The 21,363-nt window shown below is 43.9% G+C and carries 35 protein-coding genes; 5 read left to right on the top strand and 30 right to left on the bottom strand.

Going from position 1 to position 21,363, the window contains the following annotated elements; genetic code table 11:
- The first annotated feature begins 54 nt into the window (after positions 1-54).
- The 5 genes from CTN07_RS19440 to CTN07_RS19420 are packed head-to-tail and all read left to right on the top strand — an operon-like array spanning position 55 to position 5,972.
- Positions 55-363 (top strand): STAS domain-containing protein, encoded by a 309-nt coding sequence (locus CTN07_RS19440; protein WP_036764725.1) that lies wholly within the window; start codon positions 55-57, stop codon positions 361-363.
- Positions 360-1,145, top strand: a complete 786-nt coding sequence (locus CTN07_RS19435; RefSeq protein ID WP_005303540.1) for an OmpA family protein — start codon at positions 360-362, stop codon at positions 1,143-1,145. Before CTN07_RS19440 ends, CTN07_RS19435 begins: the two co-directional genes overlap by 4 nt.
- Positions 1,142-3,820 carry an SLBB domain-containing protein gene (locus CTN07_RS19430; RefSeq protein ID WP_005303537.1) on the top strand — a complete coding sequence of 893 codons (2,679 nt, stop codon included), beginning with the start codon at positions 1,142-1,144 and terminating at the stop codon, positions 3,818-3,820. Before CTN07_RS19435 ends, CTN07_RS19430 begins: the two co-directional genes overlap by 4 nt.
- Positions 3,820-4,497: a P-loop NTPase family protein gene (locus CTN07_RS19425; RefSeq protein ID WP_005303534.1), complete on the top strand. Its 678-nt coding sequence runs from the start codon at positions 3,820-3,822 to the stop codon at positions 4,495-4,497. The genes CTN07_RS19430 and CTN07_RS19425 overlap by 1 nt, the downstream gene beginning before the upstream one ends.
- Positions 4,498-4,499: 2 nt before the next feature.
- The gene (locus tag CTN07_RS19420; RefSeq protein WP_005303531.1) at positions 4,500-5,972 is read left to right on the top strand and encodes a response regulator; all 1,473 of its coding nucleotides are present in this window, start codon (positions 4,500-4,502) and stop codon (positions 5,970-5,972) included.
- On the opposite strand, the gene CTN07_RS19415 is transcribed toward CTN07_RS19420, so the two are convergent.
- The 30 genes from CTN07_RS19415 to CTN07_RS19270 form a co-directional block, all read right to left on the bottom strand.
- Positions 5,946-6,920, bottom strand: coding sequence for a glycosyltransferase family 4 protein (locus tag CTN07_RS19415; RefSeq protein WP_005303528.1), 975 nt, complete (start codon positions 6,918-6,920; stop codon positions 5,946-5,948). The genes CTN07_RS19420 and CTN07_RS19415 overlap by 27 nt on opposite strands.
- 91 nt (positions 6,921-7,011) lie before the next feature.
- Positions 7,012-7,398: a 50S ribosomal protein L17 gene (gene rplQ / locus CTN07_RS19410; RefSeq protein ID WP_005303526.1), complete on the bottom strand. Its 387-nt coding sequence runs from the start codon at positions 7,396-7,398 to the stop codon at positions 7,012-7,014.
- 33 nt (positions 7,399-7,431) lie between these two features.
- Entirely contained in the window at positions 7,432-8,421 is a 990-nt protein-coding gene (locus CTN07_RS19405; protein ID WP_005303523.1) for a DNA-directed RNA polymerase subunit alpha, read from the bottom strand.
- Positions 8,422-8,444: 23 nt separating this feature from the next.
- Positions 8,445-9,065 (bottom strand): 30S ribosomal protein S4, encoded by a 621-nt coding sequence (gene rpsD / locus CTN07_RS19400; RefSeq protein ID WP_005303520.1) that lies wholly within the window; start codon positions 9,063-9,065, stop codon positions 8,445-8,447.
- 33 nt (positions 9,066-9,098) lie between these two features.
- Positions 9,099-9,488 carry a 30S ribosomal protein S11 gene (gene rpsK, locus CTN07_RS19395; protein WP_005303517.1) on the bottom strand — a complete coding sequence of 130 codons (390 nt, stop codon included), beginning with the start codon at positions 9,486-9,488 and terminating at the stop codon, positions 9,099-9,101.
- Positions 9,489-9,507: 19 nt separating this feature from the next.
- Entirely contained in the window at positions 9,508-9,864 is a 357-nt protein-coding gene (gene rpsM, locus CTN07_RS19390; protein ID WP_005303495.1) for a 30S ribosomal protein S13, read from the bottom strand.
- A 145-nt stretch (positions 9,865-10,009) separates the two neighbouring features.
- Positions 10,010-10,123 (bottom strand): 50S ribosomal protein L36, encoded by a 114-nt coding sequence (rpmJ, locus tag CTN07_RS19385; RefSeq protein ID WP_000868186.1) that lies wholly within the window; start codon positions 10,121-10,123, stop codon positions 10,010-10,012.
- 29 nt (positions 10,124-10,152) lie between these two features.
- Positions 10,153-11,478: a preprotein translocase subunit SecY gene (gene secY / locus CTN07_RS19380; RefSeq protein WP_005302827.1), complete on the bottom strand. Its 1,326-nt coding sequence runs from the start codon at positions 11,476-11,478 to the stop codon at positions 10,153-10,155.
- A gap of 22 nt (positions 11,479-11,500) precedes the next feature.
- Positions 11,501-11,935, bottom strand: coding sequence for a 50S ribosomal protein L15 (gene rplO, locus CTN07_RS19375; RefSeq protein WP_005302825.1), 435 nt, complete (start codon positions 11,933-11,935; stop codon positions 11,501-11,503).
- 5 nt (positions 11,936-11,940) lie between these two features.
- The gene (gene rpmD, locus CTN07_RS19370; RefSeq protein ID WP_005302823.1) at positions 11,941-12,120 is read right to left on the bottom strand and encodes a 50S ribosomal protein L30; all 180 of its coding nucleotides are present in this window, start codon (positions 12,118-12,120) and stop codon (positions 11,941-11,943) included.
- A 5-nt stretch (positions 12,121-12,125) separates the two neighbouring features.
- Complete coding sequence (rpsE, locus tag CTN07_RS19365) at positions 12,126-12,623, bottom strand: 30S ribosomal protein S5 (protein WP_005302820.1); 498 nt, start codon at positions 12,621-12,623, stop codon at positions 12,126-12,128.
- A gap of 12 nt (positions 12,624-12,635) precedes the next feature.
- The gene (gene rplR, locus CTN07_RS19360; protein ID WP_005302818.1) at positions 12,636-12,989 is read right to left on the bottom strand and encodes a 50S ribosomal protein L18; all 354 of its coding nucleotides are present in this window, start codon (positions 12,987-12,989) and stop codon (positions 12,636-12,638) included.
- A 9-nt stretch (positions 12,990-12,998) separates the two neighbouring features.
- Positions 12,999-13,532: a 50S ribosomal protein L6 gene (gene rplF, locus CTN07_RS19355; protein WP_005302817.1), complete on the bottom strand. Its 534-nt coding sequence runs from the start codon at positions 13,530-13,532 to the stop codon at positions 12,999-13,001.
- A 12-nt stretch (positions 13,533-13,544) separates the two neighbouring features.
- Entirely contained in the window at positions 13,545-13,937 is a 393-nt protein-coding gene (gene rpsH / locus CTN07_RS19350) for a 30S ribosomal protein S8 (RefSeq protein WP_005302814.1), read from the bottom strand.
- 35 nt (positions 13,938-13,972) lie between these two features.
- Positions 13,973-14,278 carry a 30S ribosomal protein S14 gene (rpsN, locus tag CTN07_RS19345; protein ID WP_005302811.1) on the bottom strand — a complete coding sequence of 102 codons (306 nt, stop codon included), beginning with the start codon at positions 14,276-14,278 and terminating at the stop codon, positions 13,973-13,975.
- 15 nt (positions 14,279-14,293) lie between these two features.
- On the bottom strand, positions 14,294-14,833 hold the full coding sequence (gene rplE, locus CTN07_RS19340; protein ID WP_005302809.1) for a 50S ribosomal protein L5: 540 nt from the start codon (positions 14,831-14,833) through the stop codon (positions 14,294-14,296).
- A gap of 15 nt (positions 14,834-14,848) precedes the next feature.
- The gene (gene rplX / locus CTN07_RS19335; RefSeq protein WP_005302806.1) at positions 14,849-15,160 is read right to left on the bottom strand and encodes a 50S ribosomal protein L24; all 312 of its coding nucleotides are present in this window, start codon (positions 15,158-15,160) and stop codon (positions 14,849-14,851) included.
- Positions 15,161-15,172: 12 nt separating this feature from the next.
- Positions 15,173-15,544 carry a 50S ribosomal protein L14 gene (gene rplN / locus CTN07_RS19330; RefSeq protein ID WP_005302802.1) on the bottom strand — a complete coding sequence of 124 codons (372 nt, stop codon included), beginning with the start codon at positions 15,542-15,544 and terminating at the stop codon, positions 15,173-15,175.
- Between the two features lie 168 nt (positions 15,545-15,712).
- Complete coding sequence (gene rpsQ, locus CTN07_RS19325; RefSeq protein ID WP_005302801.1) at positions 15,713-15,967, bottom strand: 30S ribosomal protein S17; 255 nt, start codon at positions 15,965-15,967, stop codon at positions 15,713-15,715.
- Positions 15,967-16,158: a 50S ribosomal protein L29 gene (gene rpmC, locus CTN07_RS19320; protein ID WP_005302800.1), complete on the bottom strand. Its 192-nt coding sequence runs from the start codon at positions 16,156-16,158 to the stop codon at positions 15,967-15,969. The genes rpsQ and rpmC overlap by 1 nt, the downstream gene beginning before the upstream one ends.
- Positions 16,158-16,568 carry a 50S ribosomal protein L16 gene (gene rplP / locus CTN07_RS19315; protein ID WP_005302799.1) on the bottom strand — a complete coding sequence of 137 codons (411 nt, stop codon included), beginning with the start codon at positions 16,566-16,568 and terminating at the stop codon, positions 16,158-16,160. The genes rpmC and rplP overlap by 1 nt, the downstream gene beginning before the upstream one ends.
- An 11-nt stretch (positions 16,569-16,579) precedes the next feature.
- On the bottom strand, positions 16,580-17,278 hold the full coding sequence (gene rpsC / locus CTN07_RS19310; RefSeq protein WP_005302798.1) for a 30S ribosomal protein S3: 699 nt from the start codon (positions 17,276-17,278) through the stop codon (positions 16,580-16,582).
- A 19-nt stretch (positions 17,279-17,297) separates the two neighbouring features.
- A complete protein-coding gene (rplV, locus tag CTN07_RS19305) occupies positions 17,298-17,630 on the bottom strand; it encodes a 50S ribosomal protein L22 (protein ID WP_005302797.1) in 333 nt (110 codons plus the stop codon).
- A gap of 14 nt (positions 17,631-17,644) precedes the next feature.
- A complete protein-coding gene (gene rpsS, locus CTN07_RS19300) occupies positions 17,645-17,923 on the bottom strand; it encodes a 30S ribosomal protein S19 (protein ID WP_005302795.1) in 279 nt (92 codons plus the stop codon).
- 18 nt (positions 17,924-17,941) lie between these two features.
- Complete coding sequence (gene rplB / locus CTN07_RS19295) at positions 17,942-18,766, bottom strand: 50S ribosomal protein L2 (RefSeq protein ID WP_005302789.1); 825 nt, start codon at positions 18,764-18,766, stop codon at positions 17,942-17,944.
- Positions 18,767-18,784: 18 nt separating this feature from the next.
- Complete coding sequence (gene rplW / locus CTN07_RS19290; protein WP_005302786.1) at positions 18,785-19,087, bottom strand: 50S ribosomal protein L23; 303 nt, start codon at positions 19,085-19,087, stop codon at positions 18,785-18,787.
- Positions 19,084-19,686, bottom strand: a complete 603-nt coding sequence (rplD, locus tag CTN07_RS19285; RefSeq protein WP_005302784.1) for a 50S ribosomal protein L4 — start codon at positions 19,684-19,686, stop codon at positions 19,084-19,086. Before rplD ends, rplW begins: the two co-directional genes overlap by 4 nt.
- Positions 19,687-19,702: 16 nt before the next feature.
- Entirely contained in the window at positions 19,703-20,332 is a 630-nt protein-coding gene (gene rplC, locus CTN07_RS19280; RefSeq protein ID WP_005302783.1) for a 50S ribosomal protein L3, read from the bottom strand.
- Positions 20,333-20,346: 14 nt separating this feature from the next.
- Positions 20,347-20,658 carry a 30S ribosomal protein S10 gene (rpsJ, locus tag CTN07_RS19275; RefSeq protein WP_005302781.1) on the bottom strand — a complete coding sequence of 104 codons (312 nt, stop codon included), beginning with the start codon at positions 20,656-20,658 and terminating at the stop codon, positions 20,347-20,349.
- A gap of 514 nt (positions 20,659-21,172) precedes the next feature.
- The coding region (locus CTN07_RS19270; RefSeq protein ID WP_457770391.1) for an EF-Tu C-terminal domain-related protein at positions 21,173-21,363 on the bottom strand (191 nt) is incomplete at its 5' end.

Below are 21,363 nucleotides of genomic sequence, written 5' to 3'. Positions count from 1 at the left end.
GCACACCCTTTGAATTAGTTTACTTACCCTTTACTACTCAGGGATAAATAAACTATGACAACACAATCTTCCACCATACACAGCTTAACCAATGACTTTGATGCTCAATCTGCCCGCCAGTTAGAAATGGCATTTAGTGAGCTTAGTCTATGCGACAGTCATGAGCTCATTTTAGACATGACTCAAGTGACCTTCATTGATTCATGTGGTGTTGGCGCCATTGTTTTTCTCTATAAAAGATTAAAAGCCCGACAGCGCAACCTCAAACTGCTCAATGTTAATGGTCAAGTCAGAGAGCTATTATTAATGCTCCGTATAGATAAAGTTATCCCTTTCATCACATCAGCAGACTTACCATCATGACATCAGCTATCATGAAAACCCTATTCTCAACGGCATGGTGCTGTGTATTGACAGCTTGTACTCTTTGGCCAGAACCAAAACCATTATCGCCAATTACCAAAGAGCAACAACATCAGCTAGAGCACTACTCATGGGAACTTAAGCTGCTAGAAGCACGAGGGGTAAAACTCTGTTTACCGGCTCAATATCAAAAACTTGATTGGTTATATCAACAGGCCTATCAAGAGTTCGTTGCTGGTTTTCCTCATGATGCGGAGCTCACTCTCCAAAAATATCAATTTACAGCTGATATGATAGATCGCCAGATGGACTGGTTAGAATTTCATACCCATTGTTTTAATCACTATTCTGAGGTGGAGTTACGAGAACAACTCGAACTCTATTTTGCGGTCGATAATCAATTTGCCCTCAATCGCAGTGAACTTCTTCCCGCTTATCAACAAGCGTTAACTCAAGCTGCAGCAATCCTTAAACGTCATCGTCATTGGCACGTTAAACTGGTTGGGCACACTGATACTCAGGGACAAAAACACGATAACTATCACCTCGGACTTACCAGAGCAAATAATGTAAAACGTTTTTTGTTGGAGCATGGGGTTAATGGCCATCAAGTTTCGGTGCTAAGTACAGGAGAATCTCAAGCAGTTCCAGATACACACTCTCGCACAATGCAATTGGCTAACCGTCAAGTTGTTGCTGAGATTTTGGTATCTGCTCATGATAAATCACCTCATCGCCACTTTTCGTTAAAAGATTGGCCTGCAATGAGGACCACACCATGAAAATCGTGATCGCCTTATTTCTTTTCGCATTATCCTTTACATGTTGGGGAGAAATACTCACACCAGGCGATCGTATCTTTTTACAAATCCCCGGAGAAAGCGACTTTGAACAACCGTTTACAATTAACGATCAAGGGCTATTACTCTTACCTGAAATTGGCCCAATTAAAGTAGCGGGCCTTAAAGAACCAGAGGCTGAAGAGCTAATATTCCAAGCCCTTTCTGAGCTCTACCGAAATTTAGATGCATTTAAACTCAGTGTGATAGAACAGCTCATTCGAGTTCAAGTGCTTGGTTATGTTGAAAAGCCAAGTGCAATATCCCTGCAGCCTAACAGTAATGTGCAGATGGCTTTAACCAAAGTAGGAGGAGCTCGTCCAGGAGCGCAATTAGATCAATTTCAACTACAACGCCAAGGAAAAACCAAACTCTTTAACTACAAAAACTATCTCGATTCTGGCGATCCATCTTTACTCCCCATTTTGCAAGATGGCGATATTTTATTTATTCCAGCCTCCCCATTATTAGGCAATATCGAAGTCAATTTTGATGCAGCCTCATTAATTAATTCTGGCGATGCTGGAGAAAAACATGAAGCTTTAACGATTTTTGGTGAATTACGAAATCCAGGGCTTTTTAGCTATAAAAAAGGAATGACGGTAATCGATGCTTTAATGCGTGCTGATGGCGTTACCCGCTTTGCTGATGTGAGTAAAATCCGAGTAATTACTGACAATAAACCCTATATTTTTGATTTAAAATACTATTTAGACACCAGCGATGCCAGCAATCTACCACCAATCAAACCAGGAACAACGATCTTCGCCCCCATTGAAGTCGAAGATATTGGCACTTCAAAACGTTCTATTTATGTGATGGGAGAAGTCAAAGAGGCCGGCGTATTTGAAGCGACATCCGAGACCTCATTTATCGATGCTTTAGCCAACGCTGGCGGCCCCACTCGTTTTGCGGATACAACCCATATCAAGTTATTACGCACAACAAAGCCCCCGATTACCATAAATTTAGTTGCTTATACTAAAAATCCACAGAGTATCAATCTTCCTCCGCTAGAGTCAGGCGACGCTATCTTTGTACCTGAAAAACTCGATCTAAATGAAAAATCCTGGCTCAAAGTAACCGATGATCGAGCAATTAAAATTATTGGTGCAGTCAAAAAACCGGGGCGTTACGAATGGAGCCAAGATATGGACTTTATGGATCTATTGGCCCATGCCGGAGGGCCAAACCAGCAAGCGAACTTAAGTAGCATTCGAATCATCAAAGAAAGTAAAAACACCGGTCACCAAGTACTGTTTTTTGATTTTGATGGCTTTATCAAACGAGGGAGCCCTGCAAGTTTACTCCCAAACCTAGTCGCTGGTGATAGCGTAATTATTGATGAACTTCCTCACGATCCTTCAGATAATAAATCCAGTTGGGTTCGACAATCTGCTAAAGACTCTATTTATATTTTTGGCTCTGTTGGGGCTCCAGGGCGTTATGCTTTTAATCGCGAGCAAGGCTTTTTAGATATCTTATCCGCCGCCGATGGACCTGTTGCTCAAGCGGATTTAAAAGAAGTCTTGATCACTCATCGCAATGGACAACAACGAAAGATCACCCGGCTTGATCTCGCCAAATATTTTGAAACAGGCAATGAAAAGTTACTACCTAAAGTCTTACCTGGTGATGTTATTTATGTACCGCCAGTCAGCAGTGACGCCGATGATAAAGCGGTAAAAGTTATGGGAGCAGTTGAAAGCCCCGGCCGTTTTAAGTGGAACAGCAAAATGACATTTCTTGATTTGCTTGCCGTTGCAGGAGGGCCAACCCAAAAAGCCAATATCAGTAAAATACGCATCATTAAAGAGCGCAGTAGTCGAACTGGTGGCAACATTTTGTACTTTGATTTAGAACGCTTTATGGATGAAGGGGGAAACTTTAATGAACTCCCTAAATTACAAGCTGGGGACAGTATTATTATCGATGAACTTCCCCATGGCCCTACCGATAATAAATCAACATGGCTTCGACAATCAGCCCAAGATTCGATATATATATTCGGAGCCATTGGCGCTCCAGGACGTTACGCTTTTAATCAACAAATGGGCTTTCTCGATATCCTTTCTGCCGCCGATGGGCCAACTAATGATGCAGATCTACAGAATGTTCGAATCAGCCACCGCAATGGTAATCACAGCACCGTCACACAACTTAATCTCACTCAATATTTTGAAACTGGTGATGAAACTATTATTCCTAAAGTCGTACCTGGGGATGTGATTTATATCCCCCCACAAGATAGATTATGGCTTGATAAATCACCGCAGAAAATGGTGCGATTAATGGGATCTGTTCATAAGCCAGGTCGATATGATTTTAACCAACAGATGTCACTACTAGATTTATTAGCAGAAGCTGGAGGGCCAACAGATAAAGCTTATATCGAACGGATCATGATCGTGAATTCATCCTGTTGTGGAGATAAAACACAAGCCTTTAACTTACGTGATTATATTAATGACCCCCAAAAATACCCGCTTCCTCTATTACGTCCAGGAGATACGGTTTATGTGCCTGATGAGGGCGAGTCGACCAGCCAGCAGATCCGCCAAGCGTTTCAGGATGCTCTTGGGATCTTTAGCTTAATCGCATTGGGAGCGGCTTTATAATGACCAATCCGTGGCTCAGTCATGAGTATGAACAAATATTCCAACACATCTATCGTGCCCATGCACGGGTTATCATTTTGTGCAGCGCAACCAAGCAAAGTGGTTGCAGTACCATTGCACTATGGCTTGCCCAACGATGTGCCAATCAGCAAAGCACACTTTTGGTTGAATTGGATCTTTGTGGCGCGGGCTTAGGTTATTCCCCCATTGAATGGCAGAACACAACTGAACACCATATTGCCCATTCAGAGAATCTTTTTATCCTTCCTCAACCCCGTTCAGCTCAATCCATTTTACAACTACGCCAGCAAGATCAATTACAGTTGTATTTAAATTTATGGCAACAGTATTATGAATTCATCGTGATTGACTTAGGGGCTGTTAATAACAAACATTGGCGGCAACTATCAGCTTGTAATTTAAGTAAAATCAGTGATATTGCCATACTCTCAGTCGCTTTGGGAAAGACAACCCAAGAGGAACTTCTTGAAGCAATCGATGTGTTAAAAAAAGGACAACTGCCACTGTTAGGCTGTATCGCGAATCAATTTTATAACCCCTCTTTACAGCAAAAATTACTCAATAGCTTACAAAGTTATCAAAAAATTCTTCCCAGCAAGTTATTTCATTTTTTTGAACAGAAAATAAAACATAACCACTTTTTACGGGGGAATTAACAATGAACTATCCTTTGTATCAACAGCAATTTAAGCTCACTATCAACGAGTTAAAACAGATTCGAAACTGGATAAATGATAAACATCAGCGTCTTTCTTTTTGCCCAACCATTACGCAAAAACTACAACTCATTATTTCAGAATACGGAACAAATCTGTTAAATCATCAAGCGGTTCCTGCAAGTCACATTCAATTAATTGGTCATCAAACGGCAAACGAATATCAATTTACTATCTTGGATAATGGATCTCATTGGCTGGCTTTCGAGGAACAATTAAACCAAGCACAATTCCCAAAACAACCAAGCACAAATCATATGGGGCTTGCTCTACTCAAATCAATGTTCGATAACTATCAATATACGCTATCAGAGCAAGGCAATAACTTTTCATTCTCTATAGATAAAGACCAAGAAAAACCGCGATTATTGTTAATCGATGACAGCAGTAGCCAGCTGACCTATTTAGCATCTCTACTACAAGAAGATTATCAAATCACAATGTTTAGCTCTTCGACTGAAGGCCTAGACTGGCTTAAAGATCACTCTTGTGAACTGGTAATAACAGATATTCATATGCCTGAAATGGATGGATTTCATTTTCGACAACATGTAGCTAAACAACCTCGCCATAGCCTATTGCCGTTTATTTTTCTTACTGGAGATCTCAATCGTTCAACCCAATCAGCTGCCTCGCAGTTAGAAATTGATGATTATTTAAAAAAACCTATCGATAAAGAGACATTATTTTCAGTGATTGAACGGGTACTTAAACGACACCGAAGGCTACAAAGTCATTTAGAACACGCGTTATCGCAACATATTTCACCGCAAGTACGGCAAGAAAATGATCACAGACGCAGCCATAATCTACAGATAGAGTATCATCAAGATCCTCCAGACAGTGGTGACTTTCTTCTAACACATTATTGCCAAGATGAACGCGAATTGATCGTTGTTGGTGATCATATGGGATCTGGCTTGATCGCTAGAACAAATGGTTCTGGTTGGATTAGCTTTATACGAGGACTTTTCTGTGCTGGCATTGAATCTCCACAACAGTTGCTGACCTTACTCAATCAAGAAATCTATCAAACATCACATAGCCAATTGATCTGTTTAATGATCATAGAGATCCAGCAAAATAGCCAAATCACTATTTATAATTCCGCGATGCCAGCCCCTTTATTAGTGGGCTTAGAACACAGTGAGTATCAACAAGAACATATTTCACTCCTAGGACTCAATGAACAGATAACAATAGAGTGTAAACATTACGATTTATTATCAGAACAGAGCTTACATATTGCCAGTGATGGCATTTTTGAACAGAAATTATCACAGCAGCAACAAAAGCAAATACAGAGTAAAGATAAAACCATAAGAGGAGCCTATTTATGGGAGTCTTCACTACATATAGAAGATGACAAAACCTTAGTTACTATCTACCTAGCAGAACCCATAAGTGAGCTTTAGCTGTTTTATTGCTTGTTGTTCAGAGTAATCACGCTGAATTTTATAATAATTATCATCACAGATTTTTTTCCATTCAGAGGGTGATAACTTGTTGAGCGAATTAAGCAGAATACTAAGTTGCTGCCAATTTGAATTCGGTACCAAAAACTCTGGCGCCAGTAATTTAGCTAAATCTCCGACATTTGTGGCAATAACAATCACTTGATTTGCCATCGCTTCAATTGCAGCCATTGGCAGTCCTTCAGCACGAGAGGGAATTAATAGCACATCTAATTGTGACCAGTAACCATCCATCGCAGAAACCATACCATGATCATGAATATGTTCAGGTATGAGCTTATGTAGCAAACCATCCCCAAAAACATGAAATTGATATTGCGGTAGCGCGTTTGCTATCACACAGAAACGATCAAAGCCTTTTACTTTTTCTAACCGTCCCACAAAAGCAACATTCATTATCTTGTTTGGTTTCGCTAACTTTGATGGCAATTTGGGTAATGATATAAAATTATGCCAATAGTCATATTTAGCTGATATTTTCTGGCCTATAACTTGGCTAATAACAATATTTTTTGACAGGAAGGCACTCGAACGATTTAGCCATTCATAAAATGCCACTTTTCCCGTTGCTATTTCACCGGCGTGAAATGTTGTGATGACCTTAGCACGACTAAATAAGCCATAGATTCGGACAAACAAACTTGCTTTGTAGCCATGACCATGAAGAATATCACCTTGTTTTAAATGATAAAAACTAGGTAATTGAGCTGTAGTTAAAACTGGGATTTTTGCACTTTCTGCTTGTTGTCGCAGTGGATGTGCTGGACTGTAATGCCGCATAAAGACAATTGTCACAGGATAATTATATCTATGCAGAAGACAAGCTAATTGCAAAATGTGACTTTCTATCCCACCAAAGTTACGAGAATCAATCACTTGATAAATCATAAGCTACTCCCAGTTAACTCATGATTTAGATGCAAAAAAAAAGCCGAATCTTTTCAGACTCGGCTTCTTTTTGCTATTTCAAAACTATTGCTTATTCAGCAGTAGCTTCTTCTTTAGCTTCAGAACGATCTACAAGCTCAATGTAAGCCATTGGAGCTTTATCGCCAGCACGGAAACCACACTTGATAATACGAGTGTAACCACCTGGACGCTGAGCGAAACGTGGACCTAATTCATTAAATAGTTTCGCAACTACTTCGTTATCACGAGTACGAGCGAATGCAAGACGACGGTTAGCAACGCTGTCAGTCTTAGCTAGGGTAATCAAAGGCTCAATTACGCGACGTAGCTCTTTTGCTTTAGGCAGGGTAGTCTTGATTAATTCGTGACGTACCAGAGAGCTAGCCATGTTGCTGAACATCGCTTTACGATGGCTGCTGTTGCGGTTGAGTTGACGACCACTCTTACGATGGCGCATGACCTAATCCTTCTAACTAGATATCAGTAACTATTAATCTTCAGCGATAGACGCTGGCGGCCAGTTTTCTAGACGCATGCCTAGAGACAGACCACGAGAAGCAAGAACGTCTTTAATTTCAGTTAAAGACTTCTTACCAAGGTTTGGAGTCTTAAGAAGCTCAACCTCAGTACGCTGAACAAGATCACCGATGTAATGGATCGCTTCTGCTTTTAGACAGTTTGCAGAGCGAACAGTTAGTTCAAGATCGTCTACAGGACGCAGTAGGATCGGATCGAACTCCGGCTTCTCTTCTTTTTCTTCAGGAACACGTACATCACGAAGATCTACGAATGCATCTAGTTGTTCAGCAAGAATTGTTGCTGCACGACGGATAGCTTCCTCAGGATCAAGAGTACCATTAGTCTCCATATCAATTACAAGCTTGTCTAAGTCAGTACGTTGTTCAACGCGAGCTGCTTCAACAGCGTAAGAGATACGATCAACTGGGCTGAAAGTTGCATCAACTAGCAGACGGCCAATTGGACGCTCATCTTCTTCAGTGTGAATACGAGCAGATGCTGGTACATAGCCACGACCACGTTCTACCTTGATGCGCATGCTTAATTCAGCATTGTCATCAGTAATGTGGCAGATTACGTGTTCTGGGTTCGCAATCTCAACATCACCATCATGGGTGATGTCACCTGCAACAACAGGGCCTGCACCAGACTTGTTCAGAGTTAGAATTACTTCATCTTTACCCTCAACCTTAACAGCTAGGCCCTTAAGGTTTAGTAGGATTTCGAGGATATCTTCCTGAACTCCCTCTTTGGTGCTGTACTCATGTAACACACCGTCGATCTCTACTTCAGTAACAGCACAACCTGGCATTGAAGATAATAGAATGCGACGAAGAGCATTACCTAGAGTGTGGCCAAAACCACGCTCTAATGGCTCTAGAGTTACTTTTGCATGCGTTGAGTTAACTTGTTCGATGTCAACTAAACGTGGCTTAAGAAATTCTGTTACAGAACCCTGCATTGTGTCCTCTCTTAACTATAGCCTTACTTAGAGTAAAGCTCGACGATCAGGTGTTCGTTGATGTCGGCAGACAAATCAGAACGTTCTGGAAGACGCTTAAAAGTACCTTCCATTTTCTTGTTGTCTACTTCGACCCAAGTCGGTAGTTCACGCTGTGTAGCAACTTCTAGAGCTGCTTTGATGCGTGCTTGGTTCTTAGCTTTCTCGCGAATGCTAACAACGTCGTTAGCCGCTACCTTGTAAGAAGGAACGTTCACGACTTGACCGTTAACTAGGATCGCTTTGTGGCTTACCAACTGACGTGCTTCTGCGCGAGTTGCGCCAAAGCCCATGCGGTAAACTACGTTATCTAGACGACCTTCAAGAAGCTGAAGTAGGTTTTCACCAGTGTTGCCTTTTAGGCGAGCAGCTTCTTGGTAGTAGTTACGGAATTGTTTTTCTAGTACGCCGTAGATACGACGAACTTTTTGCTTCTCACGAAGCTGAACGCCGTAGTCAGATAGACGACCGCGACGCGCACCGTGTTGACCAGGTGCATTATCAATTTTACACTTGGTATCAATCGCGCGTACACCTGATTTAAGGAATAAATCAGTGCCTTCGCGACGGCTAAGCTTCAGCTTAGGACCCAAATATCTTGCCATGTTTCTTTCTCCAATATTCCTAGAAACGAAACGTTATACGCGACGTTTCTTAGGTGGACGACAACCGTTATGAGGGATCGGAGTCGCATCAACAATGTTAGTGATACGGTAACCCGCTGCGTTTAGAGCGCGGATAGTAGACTCACGACCAGGACCTGGGCCCTTAACCATAACTTCTAGGTTCTTAACGCCGTATTCTTTAGCCATTTCACCACAACGCTCAGCAGCAACCTGTGCAGCGAACGGAGTAGATTTACGAGAACCACGGAAACCAGAACCACCTGCTGTTGCCCAAGCAAGAGCATTACCTTGACGGTCAGTAATGGTTACGATTGTGTTGTTGAAAGAAGCGTGGATGTGCGCAACGCCATCAGCAACTTGCTTACGTACGCGCTTACGAGCGCGAGTTGGTTGTTTTGCCATTGTACTCTACCTTATCCGATTATTTTTTGATCGGCTTGCGCGGACCCTTACGGGTACGTGCGTTGGTCTTAGTACGCTGTCCACGTAGAGGTAGACTGCGACGGTGACGAAGACCACGGTAACAACCAAGGTCCATTAGACGCTTGATGTTCATGGAAACTTCACGACGTAGATCACCTTCTACAGTGTACTTAGCTACACCATCACGCAGTAGATCGATCTGCTCTTCAGTCAGTTCACTGATCTTAACATCTTCAGCAATACCAGTCTCAGCTAGGATAGCTTGAGAACGAGTTTTACCGATGCCGTAGATCGCAGTTAATGCGATAACAGCGTGTTTCTGATCAGGAATGTTAATGCCTGCAATACGGGCCACTATTCACTCCTAGTACTTTACAAGAATAACCGCTGCAGAGCCCGTTTAGGATACGCAGCGGTGGAACAATTCTTTTGCACACAACAAAAGATGGTTGGCTAATGTAGCCAACCTACCTTCAATTTGCAAGAAATATTTCTGCTAATTAGCCTTGGCGCTGTTTGTGCTTAGGCTCGCTGCAAATTACACGCACAACACCGTTGCGCTTGATAACTTTGCAGTTACGGCAGATTTTCTTAACGGAAGCACGAACTTTCATTGCTAAACTCCGTAAATGGATAACTGTTCTTAACGGCCGTAGCCCTTAAGGTTAGCCTTTTTCAAAACTGACTCATATTGTTGAGACATCAGGTGAGTCTGAACTTGAGCCATGAAGTCCATGATTACAACTACTACAATGAGTAGGGAAGTTCCACCGAAATAGAAGCGGACATTCCATGCAATCATCATGAACTCGGGGATCAGACAGATAAAGGTGATATACAACGCACCCGCAAGGGTTAGTCGAGTCATTACTTTATCAATGTATTTTGCGGTCTGTTCACCCGGGCGAATACCAGGTACGAATGCACCAGACTTCTTCAAGTTATCAGCTGTCTCGCGAGGGTTAAACACCAACGCGGTATAGAAGAAACAGAAGAAAATAATCGCAGCAGCATAAAGCATTACATATAGTGGCTGTCCAGGGCTTAGTGCAAGTGAAATATCACTTAACCAGCCTAGATTTTCACTCTGTCCAAACCACTGTGCTAGTGTACCTGGAAACAGAATAATACTCGATGCAAAAATTGCTGGGATAACACCCGCCATGTTTATTTTAAGCGGAAGGTGGGTGCTTTGCGCAGCAAAAACACGACGGCCTTGCTGACGTTTAGCATAGTTAACGACGATTCGACGTTGACCACGTTCCATAAACACTACGAAGTATATAACAGCAAAAGAGATTACTGCAATTAACAGTAGAAGAAGTACGTGCAATTCACCTTGACGTGCTTGCTCTACAGTCTGTCCAATAGCTGGCGGCAAACCTGCAACGATACCAGTGAAGATAATCAAAGATATACCGTTACCAATGCCACGTTCAGTAATTTGTTCACCTAACCACATCAAAAACATGGTACCGGTAACCAAACTAACTACTGCGACAAAGTAGAATCCTAGCCCTGGATTTACTACCAGTCCTGGAATCATACTTGGTAACCCCGTCGCAATACCAATTGCTTGGAAGGTTGCCAAAACAAGCGTGCCGTAACGAGTATACTGGCTTATCTTACGACGGCCAGCCTCCCCTTCTTTCTTAAGCTCTGCTAACGCTGGATGAACCACCGTTAGCAACTGGACAATAATGGACGCAGAAATATACGGCATTATGCCCAGAGCTAAGATCGAAGCACGCGAAAGTGCACCACCAGAGAACATGTTAAACAGTTCAATGATGGTACCCTTTTGCTGTTCGAACAGATCAGCAAGTACAGCAGCGTCAATACCAGGAATAGGCACAAAAGAGCCCGCACGGAAAATTAAGATCGCGCCTAATACAAAGAAAAGACGGGACTTTAGTTCTGCTAGGCCACCTTTGGCGCTACGAAAATCTTGTCCTGGTTGTTTAGCCATCTGTACCTCATCCTCGAGTTAATTATTCCTCGATTTTACCGCCGGCAGCTTCGATTGCAGCTTTAGCGCCTTTAGTAACGCGTAGGCCTTTAACTGTAACAGCGCGGTTGATCTCACCAGAAAGTACAACTTTCGCGAACTGGATGTTCGCAGAGATAAGATCTGCAGCTTTTAGAGTTTCTAAGCTTACTACGTCACCTTCAACTTTCGCTAGCTCTGCTAGACGAATTTCAGCTGATACTAGGCCTTTACGCGAAGTAAAACCGAATTTTGGTAGACGTTGTTTCAAAGGCATTTGACCGCCTTCGAAGCCTGGACGTACAGAACCACCTGAACGTGATTTCTGACCCTTGTGACCACGGCCACAAGTTTTACCCAGACCAGAACCGATACCACGACCTACGCGCTTAGCAGAAGGCTTAGAACCCGCAGCCGGTGATAGAGTATTCAAACGCATTCTGATTACTCCTCAACTTTAACCATGTAGTAAACTTTGTTGATCATGCCGCGTACGCAAGCAGTATCTTCAAGTTCAACTGTGTGGTTGATACGACGAAGGCCTAGGCCACGCAAAGTAGCTTTATGCTTCGGTAAACGACCGATAGAGCTCTTTGTCTGTGTTACTTTAATAGTCTTAGCCATGTCGATTACTCCAGAATTTCTTTAACAGAAAGACCACGCTTCGCAGCGATCATTTCTGGAGAGTTCATGCCACTCAAACCATCAATAGTCGCGCGAACGATGTTGATTGGGTTTGTAGAGCCGTATGCTTTTGCTAGAACGTTACGAACACCCGCAACTTCTAGAACTGCACGCATCGCACCACCTGCGATGATACCTGTACCTTCTGATGCAGGCTGCATGTACACTTTAGAACCAGTGTGGCGGCCTTTAACAGCGTGGTGAAGAGTACCTTCGTTTAGTGCAACATTAGTCATGTTACGGCGTGCTTTTTCCATCGCTTTCTGGATTGCAGCAGGAACTTCACGTGCCTTACCGTAACCGAAACCAACGCGACCGTTACCGTCACCAACTACTGTTAGTGCAGTAAAGCTGAAAATACGACCACCTTTAACCGTCTTAGATACACGGTTAACAGCGATCAGTTTTTCATGCAAATCTGATTGTGTTTTTTCGTTAGCCATCTTCCGCCTACCTTAGAATTTCAGACCAGCTTCACGAGCAGCTTCTGCTAGTGCAGCTACACGGCCGTGGTATTGGAAACCAGAACGATCGAATGCAACGCTAGAAACGCCTTTTTCAATCGCGCGCTCAGCAATAGCTTTACCTACAGCTGTAGCAGCGTCTTTGTTACCGGTATTCTTAACTTGCTCACGGATCGCTTTTTCTAGAGTAGAAGCGGCTGCGATAACCTCAGAGCCGTTTGCTGCGATTACTTGAGCGTACACGTGACGTGGCGTACGGTGTACAACAAGGCGAGTTGCGCCAAGTTCAGCAATCTTACGACGTGCTCGGGTCGCACGACGGATACGAGATGTTTTCTTATCCATAGTGTTACCTTACTTCTTCTTAGCTTCTTTAATACGCACAACTTCGTCTGCGTAACGAACACCCTTACCTTTATAAGGTTCTGGGCTACGGTAAGCACGGATATCCGCAGCTACCTGACCAACAACCTGCTTATCAGTACCAGTTAGTACGATTTCAGTTTGTGTTGGACACTCAGCTTTGATACCGGCTGGAAGTTCGTGCTCAACTGGGTGAGAGAAGCCAAGAGTAAGAGCTACAGCGTTGCCTTTAATAGCAGCACGGTAACCAACACCTTTAAGAGTTAGCTTCTTAGTGAAACCTTCAGTAACACCTACAACCATGTTGTTTACTAGTGCACGAGCAGTACCTGCTTGTGCCCAAGCTTTTTCGAAACCTTCACGAGGACCGAAAGTAATTGTGTTCTCTTCCTGGGAAAGAACAACTGCTTCGTTGATAACGCGAACTAGTTCGCCTTTACCACCTTTAACAGTGATTTCCTGACCGTTAAGTTTAACTTCTACGCCGGCAGGAATTACTACAGGTGCTTTTGCAACACGAGACATTTCCTACTCCTATTATGCTACGTAGCAGATAATCTCACCGCCAAGACCCGCTTTGCGAGCAGCGCGGTCGGTCATTAGACCCTTGGAAGTGGACACAACAGCAATACCTAGACCGCCCATCACTGATGGTAGAGCATCTTTTTTCTTGTAGATGCGTAGACCAGGACGTGATACACGTTGGATTTGCTCAATAACTGGGTTAGCTTCGAAGTACTTAAGAGTAACTTCTAGCTCTGGCTTAACTTCACCATTTACAGTGTAGTCAGCCACGTAACCTTCTTCTTTAAGCAGTGCAGCAATTGCAATTTTAAGCTTAGAAGATGGCATTTTAACAGCAACTTTTTTCGCTGCCTGACCGTTACGAATGCGGGTCAGCATATCCGAAATCGGATCTTGCATGCTCATAAGTCAATACTCCGTGATTCTATATTGGTACTAAATTACCAGCTAGCTTTACGCAGACCCGGAATCTCGCCTTTCATGCAAGCTTCACGAACCTTGATTCGGCTTAGACCGAATTTACGTAGGTAACCGTGTGGACGGCCAGTCTGGTTACAGCGGTTACGCTGACGAGACTTAGCGGAATCACGTGGTAGAGACTGAAGCTTAAGCACTGCATTCCAGCGATCTTCTTCAGAAGCATTCACGTTGCTAATTAGAGCTTTTAGCGCTGCACGCTTCTCAGCGTACTTAGCTACTAGCTTGGCACGTTTAGCTTCGCGTGCCTTCATTGATTCTTTAGCCATTTGTAACCCTTACTTTTACTTACGGAATGGGAAGTTAAAAGCAGATAGCAGAGCACGAGCTTCTTCGTCAGAATTAGCAGAAGTTGTGATAGTGATGTCAAGACCACGTACACGATCTACTTTATCGAAATCGATTTCTGGGAAGATAATCTGCTCTCGAACGCCCATGCTGTAGTTACCACGACCGTCGAATGACTTAGGGTTTAAACCGCGGAAGTCACGAACACGTGGAATAGCAATTGAAATTAGACGCTCGAAGAAGTCCCACATACGTTCGCCACGTAGAGTTACTTTACAGCCAATAGGGTAGCCCTCACGGATCTTAAAGCCAGCAACAGACTTACGAGCTACAGTGATTAGCGGCTTCTGACCTGCGATAGCAGTCATGTCAGCAGCTGCGTTTTCAAGAAGCTTCTTGTCGTTGATCGCCTCGCCCACACCCATGTTAAGTGTGATCTTCTCGATCTTTGGGACTTGCATGATACTCTTGTATTCGAACTTTTCAGCAAGCTCTTTTACAACAGTCTCTTTGTAGTAATCATGCAGTTTCGCCATAGTACTACTCCAAAATTACTTAATAGTTTCGCCAGTCGATTTGAAGAAACGAACTTTTTTGCCGTCTTCGAATCGGAAGCCTACACGGTCTGCTTTACCTTCACCGTTAACGATTGCAACGTTAGAAGCATCAATAGCTGCTTCTTTTTCAACGATGCCACCTTGGATGCCCATAGCCGGAACAGGCTTCTGGTGCTTCTTAACAAGGTTGATACCATCAACGATAACTTTACCGGTTGCTAGGACCTTAGATACTTTACCTTTCTTACCTTTATCTTTACCAGTAAGAACGATAACTTCGTCGTTGCGACGGATTTTAGCTGCCATTTGAATTACTCCTTACAGTACTTCTGGCGCTAGTGATACGATCTTCATGAACTTTTCAGTACGTAGTTCACGTGTCACTGGGCCGAAAATACGAGTACCGATTGGTTGCTCTGTATTGTTGTTAAGCAATACGCAAGCATTACGGTCAAAACGAATGACAGAGCCGTCTGGACGACGAACGCCTTTACGAGTGCGCACAACAACCGCTTTTAGTACATCACCTTTCTTAACTTTACCGCGAGGAATTGCTTCCTTAACAGTAATCTTAATGATGTCACCAATCTGTGCATAGCGGCGGTGTGAGCCACCCAGAACCTTAATACACATTACGCTACGTGCGCCGGAGTTATCCGCAGCATCAAGCATACTTTGCATTTGGATCATGTTAGTGCTCCGCTAATTAAATACATCTAGACCCATCGCGGGTCGATTCGCCTTTTCTTTCAAAGGCGGCGAATAATAACACTCTTTTCGCCCGATGGGTAGATAAAAAATAAACGGCCCGAAAAAAATTAAGGGCCGCTGACTTAACTAGTTGTTAAAACTTACGAATTAGATTCGAGCTTTTTCAACTAGGCGTACCAGAGTCCAAGACTTAGTCTTAGACATTGGACGGCACTCACGAATCTCAACAGTATCGCCTAGGCCACACTCGTTGTTTTCATCGTGTGCGTGAAGCTTAGTTGTACGCTTGATGAATTTACCGTAGATTGGGTGCTTCACCATACGTTCAATAGCAACAACGATTGTTTTGTCGCCTTTGTCGCTAACTACACGACCAAGCTGAGTACGGATTTGTTCGCTCATTATGCGCTCGCCTTCTCAGTCAGAACGGTTTTAACACGTGCGATGTCACGACGTACATTCTTCAGATTGTGAGTCTGCTGTAACTGACCAGTTGCAGCTTGCATACGCAAGTTGAACTGCTCACGAAGAAGATTCACAAGCTCTGCATTCAGTTCTTCAACGCTTTTAGCGCGTAGATCTTGTGCATTCATCACATTACCGCCTTAGTTACGAAAGTGGTCTTGATTGGTAGCTTACGTGCAGCAAGATCGAATGCTTCACGAGCTAGAGCTTCAGGAACACCACCCATTTCATATAGAACCTTACCTGGTTGAATCTGTGCAACCCAGTACTCTACGTTACCCTTACCTTTACCTTGACGAACTTCAAGAGGCTTAGATGTGATAGGTTTGTCTGGGAATACACGAATCCAGATTTGGCCCTGACGTTTGATATGACGAGTCATAGCACGACGTGCAGCTTCGATTTGGCGAGCAGTTAGTCGACCACGACCAACAGCTTTAAGACCAAATTCGCCAAAGCTTACATCAGTACCGTTCGCTAGACCGCGGTTACGACCTTTAAAGGCCTTGCGGAATTTAGTGCGTTTTGGTTGCAGCATCAATAAACTCCTTATTTACGGCTTTTGCGCTGCTTCTTAGGCTTGTCAGCCTTTGGCTCTACTGCGTTAGCAGCTGGCATACCGCCTAGAACTTCACCTTTGAAGATCCAAACTTTAATACCAATCACACCATATTGAGTGTGAGCCGAAGAAGTTGCGTAATCAATGTCAGCACGAAGAGTGTGTAGAGGCACACGGCCTTCACGGTACCACTCAGTACGTGCAATTTCAGCGCCGCCTAAACGACCGCTTACTTCAACTTTGATACCTTTAGCGCCAAGACGCATAGCGTTCTGAACTGCACGCTTCATAGCGCGACGGAACATAACACGACGCTCTAGCTGAGATGCGATGCTATCTGCAACTAGTTGACCATCTAGTTCTGGCTTACGTACTTCAGCAATGTTGATCTGAGCTGGAACGCCCGCGATCTTTGCTACTGCTGCACGTAGTTTCTCTACGTCTTCACCTTTCTTACCGATAACAACGCCTGGACGAGCTGTGTGAATAGTCACACGGATGCTCTTTGCAGGACGCTCGATAACGATACGTGAAAGAGATGCTTTTGCTAGTTCCTTAGTAAGGAACTGACGTACCTTGAAGTCGCCGTCTAGGTTGTCAGCGAAATCTTGGCTGTTAGCAAACCAAGTGGTATTCCAAGGCTTAACGATGCCAAGACGAATACCATTAGGATGTACTTTTTGACCCATTGCTTTCTCTCCTAGTCTCTTAGCGGTCTGCTACAACAACAGTGATGTGGCTAGAACGCTTCAAGATGCGATCGGCACGGCCTTTAGCACGAGGCATAATACGCTTCATGGTAGGACCTTCATCAACGAAGATTTTTGCAACATTAAGATCATCAATGTCTGCGCCTTCATTGTGTTCTGCGTTAGCGATAGCTGACTCTAGAACTTTCTTGATTAAATCAGCAGCTTTTTTGTTGCTGAAGTTAAGAATTTCAAGAGCTTGAGCAACTGGCTTACCGCGCAGTTGATCTGCAACCAAACGAGCTTTCTGCGGTGAGATGCGAGCAAAGCGATGTTTAGCGATAGCTTCCATAACCTATACTCCTCTTAGCGCTTCTTAGCTTTCTTATCCGCAGCATGGCCACGGTAAGTGCGTGTTGGTGCAAATTCGCCTAGCTTGTGACCGATCATTTCTTCAGAAACGAAAACAGGAACGTGCTGACGACCATTATGGACAGCGATGGTCAAACCGATCATTTGAGGGATGATCATTGAGCGACGGGACCAAGTCTTAACAGGCTTTTTGTCACCGCTTTCCAACGCTTTCTCTACCTTCTTCAGCAAGTGTAGGTCAATAAATGGACCTTTCTTGAGAGAACGTGGCATGGCGTATCCTCTTTATAATTACTTGTTACGACGACGTACAATGTACTTGTCGGTACGTTTGTTCTTACGAGTCTTGTAACCCTTAGTTGGAACACCCCAAGGTGTAACCGGGTGACGACCGCCAGATGTACGACCTTCACCACCACCGTGTGGGTGATCTACTGGGTTCATTACAACACCACGAACTGTTGGACGAACACCGCGCCAACGTGAAGCACCAGCTTTACCTAGTTCACGTAGCATGTGCTCATGGTTACCAACTTCGCCTAGTGTCGCACGACAATCAGCAAGAACTTTACGCATTTCACCAGAACGTAGACGTAGAGTCACATAAGTGCCTGCACGTGCAATGATCTGAGCGTATGCACCAGCTGAACGAGCTATCTGAGCGCCTTTACCAGGCTTAAGCTCAACACAGTGTACAGTAGAACCTACTGGGATGTTGCGCATTGGTAGAGTGTTACCAACTTTGATTGCAGCATCTTCACCAGACTGGATCATATCACCAGCTTGTAGGCCTTTAGGTGCGATAATGTAGCGGCGCTCACCGTCTTTGTAAAGAACTAGAGCAATGTTTGCGCTACGGTTTGGATCGTATTCTAGACGCTCAACTTTCGCTGGGATGCCATCTTTAGTACGTTTAAAGTCGATTAGACGGTAATGTTGTTTATTACCACCACCGATGTGACGTACTGTGATACGACCGTTATTGTTACGACCACCAGTCTTAGAGTTTTTCTCTAGAAGTGGTGCGTACGGCTTACCCTTATGCAGGTCAGAGTTAACCACTTTAACTACGTGGCGACGACCTGGGGAAGTCGGCTTACATTTTACAATAGCCATTCTTCTTTGCTCCTAGCCTTACTCTGCACTACCAGCGAAGTCGATGTCTTGACCTTCTTTCAAGATAACATACGCTTTTTTCCAGTCGCTACGACGGCCTTGGCGCATACCTTGACGCTTGGTCTTACCCTTAGCAATAAGAGTATTTACAGACTTAACTTCAACCTCGAACAGTTTTTCAACTGCTGCTTTGATCTCTTTCTTAGTTGCTGTCATAGCTACTTTGAATACGATAGTGTTACCGTTTTCAGCAGCCATAGTTGCTTTTTCAGAGATGTGCGGAGCACGTAGAACTTTTAAGATACGCTCTTCAGTGATCATGCTAGCATCTCCTCAACTGCTTTAACTGCGTCTGCAGTCATAACAACTTTTTCGAAAGCGATTAAGCTAACTGGGTCGATTGCCTTAGCATCACGTACGTCTACTTTGTATAGGTTACGTGCAGCTAGGAATAGATTCTCATCTAGTTCGCCAGTTACGATCAGTGCATCAGTTAGCTCAAGCTCGTTTAGCTTAGCTACTAGTGCTTTTGTCTTTGGTGCTTCTACAGAGAAGTTCTCAACAACGATTAGACGCTCTTGACGAACTAGCTCAGAAAGAATGCTCTTCATCGCACCGCGGTACATTTTTTTGTTTACTTTCTGGCTGTGGTCCTGTGGACGAGCAGCGAATGATACGCCACCTTTACGCCAAATTGGACTACGCATAGTACCAGAACGTGCGCGACCTGTGCCTTTCTGGCGCCATGGCTTAGCACCGCCACCAGAAACATCAGAACGAGTTTTCTGAGCACGAGTACCCTGACGAGCACCTGCTGCGTATGCAACAACTACTTGGTGTACAAGCGCTTCATTGAAATCACGCCCAAAAGTAGTTTCGGAGACAGTTAGTGCGTTAGCACCTTTGACTACCAATTCCATTACTAACTCCTCGACGTTACGCTTTAACAGCTGGTTTAACGATCACGTTGCCACCTGTAGCACCTGGTACTGCACCTTTGATAAGAAGCAGATTGCGCTCAGCGTCAACACGTACGATCTCTAGGTTTTGAGTCGTTACACGCTCAGCACCCATGTGACCAGCCATTTTCTTGCCTTTAAATACGCGACCTGGAGTTTGACATTGGCCAATTGAACCAGGAGCACGGTGAGACAAGGAGTTACCGTGTGTCATATCTTGAGTACGGAAGTTCCAACGCTTAACAGCGCCCTGGAAACCTTTACCCTTAGATGTGCCAGTAACGTCTACTTTTTTAACTTCGTTGAACAGCTCAACAGTTAGCTCAGCGCCAACAGCGAACTCTTCATTGTTCTCTAGACGGAATTCCCAAAGACCGCGACCAGCTTCAACACCAGCTTTTGCAAAGTGACCTGCTTCTGGCTTAGTAACGCGGTTAGCTTTCTTAGAACCAGTAGTGATCTGGATTGCGTTGTAGCCGTCAGTTTCAACAGTTTTAACCTGAGAAACGCGGTTAGCTTCAACTTCAACCACTGTTACTGGAATAGAAACGCCTGCTTCGGTAAAGATGCGGGTCATGCCCACTTTACGACCGATTAGACCAATCATTCTCTTATCTCCCCTTAACCTAGGCTGATCTGTACATCAACGCCAGCAGCTAGGTCTAGACGCATAAGAGCATCAACAGTTTTGTCTGTTGGCTCAACGATGTCGATAAGACGCTTGTGAGTACGGATTTCGTACTGGTCACGTGCTGTCTTATTAACGTGAGGAGAAATAAGAACAGTGAAACGCTCTTTACGAGTAGGTAGTGGGATTGGACCCTTAACCTGCGCGCCTGTACGCTTAGCTGTTTCAACGATTTCCGCAGTAGACTGGTCGATCAAACGGTGATCGAACGCCTTAAGGCGGATACGAATACGTTGGTTCTGCATGAGACAGAGCTCCAATAAAAAAATTACACAAACAATATCGCCACTCACACTCGTTAAGACGAGGGAATGTACGATTGATTTATGTGAACGTAGCATCCTAGTTGGATACATTGTCAGCCAATTAAATTGACTGCGAACATAAGTCAGAGTATACATTAAACAGATCGCTTAGCGATCTCTTCCTCAACGCTCATTGGTTCACAACTGCGCTTACGAGGCATATCCTCGGGCAGTGCGGTGCATTATACAGATCACAATATTGAAAGCAAGCCCTGATCGATAAATAATCAGAAACACTCTCCTACCTTACTTTTTAGCTATAAATAAAAAAATAGATAACAAGCTGATAGTACTAAAAGATGAACCTAAAATTTATTAACGAAGATGGGTAAAGTTTAGTGCAGCGGGGGGCAATACAGGAAAGTAAAATTGTATAGAATATAAAATTAATTAGCTTTAGATGCAAAAAAGGGAGCCGAAGCTCCCTTTTTCTGTACGTGAGTACTAGATGTTATTAAGCAATGATAGTTGCAACAACACCAGCACCAACTGTACGGCCACCTTCACGGATAGCAAAACGTAGACCTTCGTCCATCGCGATAGGAGCGATTAGAGTAACAGTCATAGAGATGTTATCACCAGGCATTACCATTTCAACGCCTTCTGGTAGCTCGATAGTACCAGTTACGTCAGTTGTACGGAAGT

Source organism: Photobacterium damselae, from assembly GCF_003026815.1.
GTDB classification, from domain to species: Bacteria; Pseudomonadota; Gammaproteobacteria; order Enterobacterales; family Vibrionaceae; genus Photobacterium; species Photobacterium damselae.
The sequence above is the reverse complement of the archived record's forward strand: the minus strand, read 5'-3'. Positions and strand labels throughout refer to the sequence as shown.